Raw genomic sequence first — 11,883 nt, forward strand, 5'->3', positions numbered from 1 at the left:
TTCGTGCAGGGAGGGGTCAGCCCTTTGGCTGCTGCTGGGTGATGCAGTGGATATTGCCACCCCCAAGCAGAATTTCGCGGCCTGGCACCATCACCACGCGATGCTCGGGGAAAATACGCTCAAGAATGGCGCGCGCCTCTTCGTCCTTCGGGTCATCGAAGCTCGGCGCGACGATGCCACCGTTGACGATCAGGAAGTTGACGTAGGAGCCGGCCAGGCGTACCTCCGGGCTGCGCTCCTGGCTGCCATCGACGATGTCGACGCCCGCGCACTCTTCGGCAGTAGCATGAATCGGGCCGGGAATCGGCATCTTGTGTACGGTCAGCTGACGGCCCTTGGCATCGCGCGCGTTTTCCAGCACGCGCATGGCGGCCTGGCAGCGCGGATAGTTGGGATCATTCGCATCGTCGGTCCAGGCCAGCAGCACTTCGCCGGGGCGCACGTAGCAGCAGAAGTTATCGACGTGGCCATCGGTCTCGTCGTTATACAGACCGTCCGGCAGCCAGATCACCGTATCGATGGAGAGGTGATCGCGCAGCACATTCTCGATCTCTTCACGCGACAGGTGCGGGTTGCGGTTCTTGTTCAGCAGGCACTCCTCGGTGGTGATCAGGGTGCCTTCGCCGTCAACATGGATCGAGCCGCCTTCGAGGACGAAACCTTCCGTGCGGTAGCGCTTGCAGCCTTCAATCTCCAGAACCTTGCGCGCCACCTGGTCGTCACGCAGCCACGGCCAGTAAAGGCCGCCATCGAAGCCGCCCCAGGCATTGAAGGTCCAGTCCACGCCGCGTACTTCGCCATTGGCATTGGTCACGAAGGTCGGCCCGGTATCGCGCACCCAGGCATCATCGGTGGTGATTTCCACCAGGCGGATGGCGTCGTCGTCCAGGCGTGCGCGGGCGTTTTCGTACTGCGCAGCGGAGACACAGATGGTCACCGGCTCGAACTGGACGATGGCCTTGGCCACGGCAGTGAAGGCTGCCTGCGCCGGCTTACCGCCGTTACGCCAGTTGTCCGGGCGTTCGGGCCAGACCATCCAGGTCTTGCTGTGGGTTTCCCATTCCGCCGGCATGCGAAAGCCATCGGCGCGTGGAGTGGTGGTCAGCGTGGTCATGTTTCACCTGTAGCCCGGATGCAATCCGGGGAATCGTGAGAAAAAGCCCCGGATGGCATCCGGGCTACGTTCACTCGCAGCGGTTTTCGCCGTCGAGCGTGGAAAGAGGCCAGTATAGGTTCGGCCGGCGGTCGCGGAACACACCCCAGGCGGTGCGCGTCTTCTCCAATGCATCCAGGTCGAAGCTGTGCACGATGATGCCTTCTTCGGTCTGGTTCAGCTCCTTGACCTTGGCACCGTACTGGTCGGCGATGAACGAGCTGCCATAGAAGGTGATGTCGTAGCCGTCCTGTTCCTCGCGGCTAATACGGTTGCTTGCCACCAGCGGCATCAGGTTGGCGCCGGCATGGCCCTGCTGCACGCGTTGCCAGTGTTCGCGCGAGCTGATGCTGACGTCGTGTGGCTCACTGCCGATGGCGGTGGGGTAGAGGAGGATTTCCGCACCCATCAGCGCCATGCTGCGTGCGCACTCCGGGAACCACTGGTCCCAGCAAATGCCCACGCCAATACGTGCATAGGCGGTATCCCAGACCTTGAAGCCGGTATCGCCCGGATTGAAGTAGTACTTCTCGTGATAGCCGGGGCCGTCGGGAATATGACTTTTCCGATAAATCCCGAGGTTTGTGCCGTCGGCATCAAGGATGGCGATGCTGTTGAAGCGAGCACGGCCGGCACGCTCGAAAAAGCTGATCGGCAGTACCACCTTCAGCTCTGCGGCCACTTTCTGAAAGTGCGCGATGGCCGGGTTTTCCTCGACCGTAGTGGCCAGCTGGGTGTAATCGACATTCGGCTTCTGGCAGAAGTAGGGGGCCTCGAACAGCTCCTGGATCAGAATGATCTGCGCCCCCTGGGCCGCCGCCTGGCGTACCAGCCTTTCGGCGTTGGCGATGTTGGCGGGGGTATCCCAGGAGCAGGCCATCTGGGTCGCGGCAACGGTAACGATACGGGACATGAAGCACCTCTTGGCTCGTTCGCAGGCCAATCCGGCTTCCCGGGGCCCTTTCGGAGTGCCTTGGTTGAATATCGATCAAGGCTGGATGTTCGATTTATATCCGATAAATATCGATTTTAGAAGATGCGTTGAGTCGATTTTTTGAAAAATAGCGGATTTCTATCGAGATTGATCGAGAGCTGTTTGGACAGGCTTGGCGGGAGTGGACGTGTGTGGGAGCGGACTCGTCCGCGAATCAAGACAGGTATCGCGTCGCCTCCTTTACGGACAAGTCCGCTCCCACAGGGCATGGAGGCAGGCGTGGGATATACCGATTAACCTAGCGGTTCGGCTCTTTTCGGCAGGGCAGCAGGCAGGTACAGACCCAGGTAGGCGTCGAATACACGCATGCCTTCTTCGGCCAGGCGCGGAGTGATCTCCCCGTGCAATTGCACGGAGCGGGCGTAAACACGATCGCCCAGTGACATCGCCAGGTTGAAGACGTCGATATCCGTCGGCAATTGCGGCAGGGGGAAGTGGCGGTCGAACAGCGCATGCATCAGCCGGCCCAGCTCCAGGTCGTGCTGGTGATCGGCCTGGGTGACTTCTGCCAGGCCATGCTGGGCCAGGATCAATTGGCGTGCGGCGGCATCCGCTTCGTAGATGGCCAGCATGCGTTGCTCGATCAGGCGCGAAAGGTCATGCCAGCTGCGCAGGGCGGCGTGCTCGACCGGCTCCTGCAGGCTGGCGCGAAAGGCTGCGTGTACGTCGGCTGTCAGCCCTTCGAGCAGAGCCGGCACGCTGGCGAAGAAGTGATACACCGAAGAAGGCGGAATGCCGGCACGCTCGGCCACCGAGTAGATCGACAGGTTGGCCATGCCCTGCTCGGCCAGCAGCTCGCGCGCTGCCGTCAGGATCACGGCGATACGGGCCTGGCTGCTGGCGCGCGGCTTGCGGGGGCTGGCGGGGCGCGACATGGTGAGCTCCTCGGTGGGCGAGGCGCTATTGGACGTCAGTCGGCGGCGGCGAGGCAAGCCTCGCCGCCGTCATCAGCTACCGTCGCGGAACCGCTGCCAGACATCGCTGCGAACCTGGGCATGCTTCTCCGAAAGCACTTCCAGCGGATACAGGCGGCGCTTGGTGTCCTGGTCCGGATAAAGGCCGGGCTGTTCCAGCAGGGCTTTATCGATGAACGACATCGAATCGGCATTACCGTTGGGGTAGAGCGTTTCAGCGGTAACCTGGGCAATGACCTGAGGCTGCATCAGGTAGTCGATGAAGCGGTGAGCGAGATCCGGGCGACTGGCAGTGGCCGGGATCACCAGGTTGTCGATGAACAGCACCGAGCCTTCATCGGGCACCACGAAACTTACCGGCTGGCCGGCCTGGGCGGCGGCGAGCGCGTCACCGACCCAGGCCATGGCCAGGCACAGGCGACCGTTGTTGAGGTCTGCGATATAGCGTTCGCTGTCGACGTAGCGCAGATTCGGGCGCAGTGCCGCGAGCACGCTGCCGGCTCGTTCGACGCGGCTCGGCGCGCTGCGCGCGAGGCTGCGACCCTGATAGTTGAGCAGCAGTGACAGGGTTTCATCCGGCGCATCCAGCACGCTGATGCCGCAGCTGGCCAGGCGTTTGCTCTGCTCGGCATCGAACAGCAGGCTCCAGCTGTGGGGCAGCGGCCCACCATAGGCAGCCTCGGCCTGCGACGTGTTGATCGCCAGGCCGACCGCGCCCCACAGGTAGGGAATGGCGTGCTGGTTCTGTGGGTCGACCGCAGCCAGCTTGCTCAGCAGCTGCTTGTCCAGGTGCGCGCGGTTGGGCAGCAGGTTGAAGTCCAGTGGGCGAATGCGGCCACTGGCGATCAGCGCCGGCAGCTCGTTGTGCGAGGGCACGGCGATGTCGATGGGCTGGCCGCTTTGCAGCGCGGCTGCCAGTTCTTCAGCGCTGGCGAAGGTGTGGTAGTCGACCGCGATACCGGTATCGCGGGTGAAGTTCTCCAGCACCTGTGGTGCGATGTAGTCGTTCCAGTTGTAGACACGAATGCTGTCGGCGGCCTGCGTCAGGCCAGAGATGAGGCCAAGCAGGACGGCGGCAATGGCGCGTTGCATGAGTAGCTCCCTGATGGATGACGGCAACAGTATCCGGCGGCCGTGGGCGCCGGCGGTTGATTCATGTCAGCGGAGTCGCCGTGCGACGAACCGCTGGCCCCGACGCGGGCGTCGGAGTTGTCGGTTGGCAGTTGGCAGGCAAAAAGAAGCCGGCTCTGCGGCCGGCTTTCGGGGTTACACGGTGTGCAGGTACCAGTTGTACTCGAGGTCGGAGATGGTGGTCTCGAACTCCTGCAGCTCGGCTTCCTTGCACGCGACGAAGATGTCGATGTACTTCGAGTCGATGTACTTGTTCATCACCTCGCTGTCGTCCAGCTCGCGCAGCGCGTCACGCAGGTTGTTCGGCAGGCTGGGCTCGAGCTGCTCGTAGGAGTTGCCCTCGATCGGTTCGCCCGGTTCGATCTGGTTGGTCAGGCCGTGGTGGATACCGGCGAGAATCGAGGCCAGCATCAGGTAGGGGTTGGCGTCGGCGCCGGCCACGCGGTGTTCGATGCGCACGGCATCCGGGCTGCCGGTGGGGATGCGAACGGCCACGGTGCGGTTGTCCAGCGCCCAGCTTGGCGCGTTGGGTACGTAGAACTGCGCACCGAAGCGGCGGTAGGAGTTGACGTTGGGGCAGAGGAACGCCATCGATGCTGCCATGGTGTCGAGGATGCCGCCGACGGCGTGGCGCAACGAGGTGTTCTCCAGCGGATCTTCGGCGGCGAAGATGTTCTTGCCGGTCTTCTTGTCCAGCAGCGAGATGTGCACGTGCAGACCGTTGCCCGCCTGGCCCGGGTAGGGCTTGGCCATGAAGGTGGAGTCCATCTCATGGTCGTAGGCGATGTTCTTGATCAGGCGCTTGAGCAGCAGGGCGTAGTCGCAGGCCTTGATGGCGTCTTCGACGTGATGCAGGTTGACCTCGAACTGTGCCGGGGCGCTTTCCTTGACGATGGCGTCTGCCGGGATGTCCTGCTCCTTGGCGGCTTCGAGCATGTCCTGCAGGCAGTCGACGTACTCGTCGAGGTCGTCGATCAGATAGACCTGGGTGGAGTGCGGGCGCTTGCCGGAGATCGGCGAGCGCGGCGGCTGCGGACGACCGTTCACGTTCTCCTGGTCGATCAGGTAGAACTCCAGTTCAAAAGCTGCGCAGATACGCAGGCCCAGTTCGTCGAACTTCTGTACCACCTGGCGCAATACCTCGCGCGGGTCGGCGAAGAAAGGCGTGCCGTCCAGCTCGTGCATGGTCATCAGCAGCTGCGCGGTCGGGCGCTTCTGCCAGGGTTCGTTGCACAGGGTATTGGGGATGGGGAAGCAGATACGGTCGGCGTCGCCGATGTCCAGGCCAAGGCCGGTGCTCTCGACGGTGGAGCCATTGATGTCGAGGGCGAAGAGCGAGGCGGGCAGGTTGATGCCTTTCTCGTACACCTTATGAAGGGCGTTCCGGTCGATGCGCTTGCCACGCACCACACCATTCATATCTGCAATAAGAAGGTCGACGAACTGGACCTCGGGATGTTCCTTGAGGAACGCGTTCGCTTCGTTAAGCTGAACGGCACGCGGGGGTACCGACATGATGCAACACCTTTTTGTTAAATATATCAATCATGCGACTGCATGGGTGTGAGTCAATCCGAAACGCACTTTACTGTCAAGCAGGCCACATGGTGCCCTCTAGTGGGGCGTGATGGCCATTTTTGGGGCATTTCAAGGCCTTTCAGGGGGCTCCAAACCTTGATCTTTCAGGGTGCTCAGCGGGGTGTGTTCAATTTTTTACAGAGCTATTGTGTAAAAAAATGAACAAGGCTAAGCTCGGTTCAAACCCATAACAGCAATAATACGGGTGTCTCATGCTTTCCCTGCCGGCCATCGGCGTCAGCGCTTGTGCCAGGACCATCGGTTACGCTACCTCTTCCCGCAACAGCGAGGCGAGTCTGCATATCATGCGGGCCCGAGTGGTCATGAGCATGACCGCTGCACTGAGGCAACATCCTTTCTTTGCGCCCGGCGCGTCGCACGACCTGCCTGATCCGGTTTTTCGTTCATTGCATCCCCTGCACGATAGCGTACGCGGCCGTGTGACGCTGTCTGCTGCGCGCCTTGGCCCGCGTCCTGCAATGCACAAGGCACTCGCCTGTTTCGTCGGGCGTGTTCTATGCCGCGAGATAGACGGCCCGATGTTCGAATACAAGGGTGAGCGATTTTATTTCGGTGGAGTGACATGCAAGGTACCGGAGGTGTCGCACCCCTAGTAGCATCCACACGAATATCTCGCCTTCTTCCAGGCCTTTGGTGAGGCTTGCAGGGAGAGGGCGGGGCAACGCTGAACCCGCTATAACAAAAGCAGGTTCTACAACCCTGAGGTCTCTATGAGTACCAAGCTAGACCAGCTCACGAGCTGGCTGAAAGAACGCAAAATCACCGAAGTCGAATGCCTGATCAGCGACCTGACCGGCATTGCCCGCGGCAAGATCTCGCCGACCAACAAGTTCCTCGACGAGAAGGGCATGCGCCTCCCAGAGAGCGTGCTGCTGCAGACCGTGACCGGCGACTACGTCGAGGACGACATCTATTACGACCTGCTGGACGAGGCGGACATCGACATGTTCTGCCGTCCGGACGCCAATGCTGTATTCGTCGTGCCCTGGGCTATCGAGCCGACCGCGATGGTGATCCACGACACCTTCGACAAGCAGGGCAACCCCATCGAGCTGTCGCCGCGCAACATCCTCAAGAAAGTGCTGCAGATGTACGCCGACAAAGGCTGGAAGCCCATCGTCGCACCGGAGATGGAGTTCTACCTGACCAAGCGCAACAGCGATCCGGATTTCCCTCTGGTTGCGCCGGTTGGGCGCTCCGGCAGGCCGGAAACCGGTCGCCAGAGCTTCTCCATTGATGCGGCGAACGAGTTCGACCCGCTGTTCGAAGACATGTACGACTGGTGCGAACTGCAAGGCCTGGACCTGGATACGCTGATCCACGAGGAAGGCCCGGCGCAGATGGAAATCAACTTCCGCCACGGCGACGCGTTGCACCTGGCCGACCAGATTCTGGTGTTCAAGCGCACCATGCGCGAGGCCGCGCTCAAGCATGACGTGGCGGCCACCTTCATGGCCAAGCCGATCACCGACGAGCCGGGCAGCGCCATGCACATCCACCAGAGCGTGGTCGACATCAAAACCGGCAAGAACATCTTCTCCAACGAAGATGGGACGATGAGCGAGCTGTTCCTCCATCACATCGGCGGCCTGCAGAAGTACATCCCCGAGCTGCTGCCGCTGTTCGCGCCGAACGTCAACTCGTTCCGCCGTTTCCTGCCCGACACCTCGGCGCCGGTGAACGTGGAGTGGGGCGAGGAGAACCGCACCGTTGGCCTGCGCGTACCGGAGGCCAGTCCGCAGAACCGCCGCGTGGAAAACCGCCTGGCTGGCGCGGACGCGAACCCCTACCTGGTGCTGGCGGCGACGCTGCTGTGCGGCTACATGGGCATGGTCGGCGGGGTCAAACCCGGTGCGCCGGTCAAGGGGCGTGGTTATGAGCGCCGCAATCTGCGCCTGCCGGTGACCATCGAGAGCGCCCTTGAGCGCATGGAAGCCTGCAAGGACGCCGAGAAATTCCTCGGTGAGAAGTTCATCCGTGGCTATGTCGCGGTCAAGCGTGCCGAGCACGAGAACTTCAAGCGGGTGATCAGTTCCTGGGAGCGTGAGTTCCTCCTGTTGTCGGTGTAACGGGCGGTCGGCCGCGTCTGGCGCGGCCGCTGCCACGAATCTCTGCGTAGCGCCGAGGGCGCTGCGTATTAGCAAGGTGTTGGTAATGAACAAGCAAGCGAGCAACCCCAAGACTGCCCAGTGGCAGGCCCTGAGCCAGGCTCACCACCTGGCGCCGTTCAGTGACTACAAGCAGTTGGCCGAAAAAGGCCCACGCATCATCACCGAGGCCAAGGGTGTGCACCTGTGGGACAGCGAGGGCAACAAGATCCTCGACGGTATGGCCGGCCTGTGGTGCGTGGCCGTTGGCTATGGCCGTGAGGAATTGGTCGAGGCTGCCGCTACGCAGATGCGCCAGTTGCCGTTCTACAACACCTTCTTTCAGACCGCGCACCCGCCGGTGCTGGAGCTGGCCCACGCGATCTCCAAGCTGGCGCCGGCCGGCATGAACCACGTGTTCTTCACCGGTTCGGGCTCCGAAGGCAACGACACCATGTTGCGTCTGGTACGCCACTACTGGGCGTGCAAGGGGCAGCCTGCGAAGAAGATCATCATCGGCCGTGAAAACGGCTACCACGGTTCCACCGTGGCCGGCGCCAGCCTCGGCGGCATGAAGTTCATGCACGAGCAGGGCGACCTGCCGATCCCTGGCATCGCGCATATTCCGCAGCCCTACTGGTTCGGCGAAGGTGGCGATATGACGCCGGAAGCCTTCGGCATCTGGGCCGCTGACCAGTTGGAGAAGAAGATTCTCGAACTGGGCGAGGAGAATGTCGCAGCCTTCATTGCCGAGCCGATCCAGGGCGCGGGCGGCGTGATCATTCCGCCGGAAACCTACTGGCCGCGCATCAAGGAAATCCTCGCCAAGTACGACATTCTCTTCGTCGCTGACGAAGTGATCTGCGGCTTCGGCCGTACCGGCGAGTGGTTCGGCAGCCAGTACTACGGCCTCAAGCCTGATCTGATGACCATCGCCAAAGGCCTCACCAGCGGCTACGTGCCGATGGGCGGGCTGATCGTCAGCGACAAGGTGTTCGAAGTGATCGAGGCGCACGGCGACTTCAACCACGGCTTCACCTATTCCGGTCACCCGGTGGCGGCAGCGGTGGGTTTGGAGAACCTGCGCATTCTCAAGGAAGAAGGCATCGTTGAACGCGTGAAAGCGGAAACGGCACCGTATTTGCAAAGTCGTCTGCGTGAGCTGGCGGATCACCCGCTGGTGGGCGAAGTACGCGGTGTCGGCATGCTCGGCGCCATCGAATTGGTGCAGGACAAGGCGACGCGTAAACGTTACCCAGGTGACAAGGCGGTTGGCATGATCTGCCGCGGCCACTGCTTTAATAACGGTCTGATCATGCGCGCCGTGGGCGACACCATGATCATCGCCCCGCCTCTGGTGATCAGCCAGGCGGAAATAGACGAACTGGTGGAAAAAGCACGCAAGTGCCTGGATCTGACCTTGCGTGACCTGTCGGTCTGAACGCCCGCAGTCACGGAAAGTTGTCAGCGGTGCCATGACCTTGCCAGACTGCGCCAGAGTGCGCGAACCGGCCTGATTCGAACGGTTTGCGCGACCTCTGGAATCTCGACACAACAACAGGAGCTGTACGCATGAAAACATTCGGCAAGACCCTTCTCGCGTTGTCCCTGACCGCGGCCGTGGCAGGCGCTGCTCAGGCTGACGACAAGGTGCTGCATGTCTACAACTGGAGCGATTACATCGCTGAAGACACCTTGGCCAATTTCGAGAAGGAAACCGGCATCAAGGTCGTCTACGACGTCTTCGACAGCAACGAAGTGCTGGAAGCCAAGTTGCTGGCCGGCAGCTCCGGTTATGACGTAGTGGTGCCGTCCAACCCCTTCCTGGCCAAGCAGATCAAGGCTGGCGTATTCCAGAAGCTGGACAAGTCCAAGCTGCCGAACTGGTCGAACCTGGATAAGGACCTGCTCCACGCGCTGGACCCGAGCGACCCGGGCAACCAGTACTCGGTCCCCTACATGTGGGGCACCATCGGCATTGGCTACAACGTCGAGAAGGTCAAGGCGGCACTGGGCGAAGACGCTCCGGTCGACTCCTGGGACCTGGTGTTCAAGCCGGAAAACATGGAGAAGCTGAAGTCCTGTGGGGTTTCCTTCCTCGACTCGCCGACCGAGATCCTGCCGGCCGCGCTGCACTACCTGGGCTATGCCCCGGACAGCAGCGACAAGGGCGAGCTGCAGAAGGCCGAAGAGCTGTTCATGAAGATTCGTCCGTCGGTGGCCTACTTCCACAGCTCCAAGTACATCTCCGACCTGGCCAACGGCAACATCTGCGTCGCGATCGGCTACTCGGGTGACATCTATCAGAGCAAGGCGCGCGCCGAGGAAGCGAAGAACGGCGTAGAGGTGGGCTACAACATTCCGAAGGAAGGTGCAGGCTCCTTCTTCGACATGCTGGCCGTGCCGGCTGATGCCAAGAACGTCGAGGCTGCTCACGTCTTCCTCAACTACCTGATGAAGCCGGAGGTGATGGCCAGCATCACCAACTACGTGCAATTCCCCAACGGCAATGCCGCGGCTACACCGCTGGTGGATGAAGCCCTGCGCACCGACCCGGGCGTGTACCCGAGCCCGGAAGTGCTGAAGAAGATCTACACCTTCCCGGACCTGGCTCCGGCGGTGCAGCGCAACATGACCCGCAGCTGGACCAAGATCAAGTCCGGTCGCTGATCGAAAGCGGTACCACCTGGCGGGCATGCCCGCCAGGTTTCTCAGGGACACTTTACAGGGCCACGATGGCCATCGATGTGCGCGTATTCAGGCCGAGAGCCTTGGGGTGATACCGGTACGGTTTGAACTGGCGGTCGCTGATTCCCAACGCGTTTTCCTATAAAGTGCCGCGCTTTTTTCAGCGGCGCACCAAAGCGAGGATGAAACTGTGCGAGTAACCCTGCCCAAGACTCTGATCGCCCTGGCAGCCGCTACCCTGAGTGGAGCCGCTCTGGCTCAGCAGACGGTGCACATCTACAACTGGAGCGACTACATCGGCGAACAGACGCTCGCCAAGTTCGAGGCGAAAACCGGCATCAAGCCGATCTATGACGTCTTCGACTCCAATGAAACCCTCGAAGGCAAACTGCTCGCCGGCCGCAGTGGCTACGACGTGGTAGTGCCCACCAACCATTTTCTCGGCAAGCAGATTCGCGCTGGCGCCTTCCAGGCGCTCGATCGTTCGCGCCTGCCGAACTGGAGCAATCTGGACCCCGCGCTGCTCAAGCAGTTGGAAACCAACGATCCCGGCAACCAGTACGCCGTGCCGTACCTCTGGGGCACCAATGGCATTGGCTACAACGTCGAGAAGGTCAAGGCCGCGCTCGGTGTCGACGAGATCGATTCCTGGGCCGTGCTGTTCGAACCGGAGAACATCAAGAAACTCAGCCAGTGCGGCGTCGCCTTCCTCGATTCGGGCGATGAAATGATTCCGGCCATGCTCAACTACCTCGGCATGGACCCCAACAGCACCAACCCCGACGACTACGCCAAAGCCGAAGCCAAGCTGCTGGAGGTGCGTCCCTACGTCACCTATTTCCACAGCTCCAAGTACATCGGCGATCTGGCCAACGGCAACATCTGCGTGGCGGCCGGGTTCTCCGGCGACATCCTGCAGGCTGCCGACCGCGCCGAAGAGGCCGGCAAGGGCATCGAAATCGCCTACAGCATTCCCAAGGAAGGCGCCAACCTCTGGTTCGACATGATGGCCATTCCCGTCGATGCAGCCAACGCCGAGCAGGCGCATGCCTTCATCAACTTCCTCCTCGAGCCCGAGGTGATCGCCGAAGTCAGTGACTACGTCGGTTATGCCAACCCCAATACCAAGGCGGACGAATTCATGGACGAGGAAGTGCGCAACGACCCGTCCGTGTACCCGCCACAAGCGGTGCTGGACAAGTTGTTTATTTCCGCCGAGTTGCCTGCACGAATTGAGCGTCTCAAGACCCGTACCTGGACGAAGATCAAGTCGGGTCAGTAATCGTTCCTGCCCGGCCGCAGGGGTCGGGCACAATC

Annotated in this window: 9 protein-coding genes; 4 read left to right on the forward strand and 5 right to left on the reverse strand. The window is 61.5% G+C overall.

Going from position 1 to position 11,883, the window contains the following annotated elements:
* Positions 1-16: 16 nt before the first annotated feature.
* The 5 genes from aguA to EL191_RS02080 form a co-directional block, all read right to left on the reverse strand.
* On the reverse strand, positions 17-1,114 hold the full coding sequence (aguA, locus tag EL191_RS02060; RefSeq protein WP_017363833.1) for an agmatine deiminase: 1,098 nt from the start codon (positions 1,112-1,114) through the stop codon (positions 17-19).
* A gap of 70 nt (positions 1,115-1,184) precedes the next feature.
* Positions 1,185-2,066, reverse strand: coding sequence for an N-carbamoylputrescine amidase (gene aguB, locus EL191_RS02065; protein ID WP_041976130.1), 882 nt, complete (start codon positions 2,064-2,066; stop codon positions 1,185-1,187).
* Positions 2,067-2,380: 314 nt separating this feature from the next.
* A complete protein-coding gene (locus EL191_RS02070) occupies positions 2,381-3,022 on the reverse strand; it encodes a TetR/AcrR family transcriptional regulator (protein WP_017363831.1) in 642 nt (213 codons plus the stop codon).
* Positions 3,023-3,094: 72 nt separating this feature from the next.
* Complete coding sequence (locus EL191_RS02075; RefSeq protein ID WP_041976131.1) at positions 3,095-4,153, reverse strand: extracellular solute-binding protein; 1,059 nt, start codon at positions 4,151-4,153, stop codon at positions 3,095-3,097.
* Positions 4,154-4,327: 174 nt separating this feature from the next.
* A complete protein-coding gene (locus tag EL191_RS02080; RefSeq protein ID WP_013713551.1) occupies positions 4,328-5,707 on the reverse strand; it encodes a glutamine synthetase family protein in 1,380 nt (459 codons plus the stop codon).
* Between the two features lie 794 nt (positions 5,708-6,501).
* Here EL191_RS02080 and EL191_RS02085 point away from each other — a divergent pair.
* The 4 genes from EL191_RS02085 to EL191_RS02100 all read left to right on the forward strand — a co-directional run bounded on the left by EL191_RS02085 (position 6,502) and on the right by EL191_RS02100 (position 11,848).
* Positions 6,502-7,860 carry a glutamine synthetase family protein gene (locus EL191_RS02085; RefSeq protein WP_013713553.1) on the forward strand — a complete coding sequence of 453 codons (1,359 nt, stop codon included), beginning with the start codon at positions 6,502-6,504 and terminating at the stop codon, positions 7,858-7,860.
* Between the two features lie 85 nt (positions 7,861-7,945).
* A complete protein-coding gene (locus EL191_RS02090) occupies positions 7,946-9,319 on the forward strand; it encodes an aspartate aminotransferase family protein (protein ID WP_041976132.1) in 1,374 nt (457 codons plus the stop codon).
* A gap of 131 nt (positions 9,320-9,450) precedes the next feature.
* Entirely contained in the window at positions 9,451-10,548 is a 1,098-nt protein-coding gene (locus tag EL191_RS02095; protein ID WP_013713555.1) for a polyamine ABC transporter substrate-binding protein, read from the forward strand.
* A 208-nt stretch (positions 10,549-10,756) separates the two neighbouring features.
* A complete protein-coding gene (locus EL191_RS02100) occupies positions 10,757-11,848 on the forward strand; it encodes a polyamine ABC transporter substrate-binding protein (RefSeq protein ID WP_041976133.1) in 1,092 nt (363 codons plus the stop codon).
* Positions 11,849-11,883: the final 35 nt, after the last annotated feature.

The sequence above is a fragment of the Pseudomonas mendocina genome, from assembly GCF_900636545.1.
GTDB lineage: Bacteria > Pseudomonadota > Gammaproteobacteria > Pseudomonadales > Pseudomonadaceae > Aquipseudomonas > Aquipseudomonas mendocina.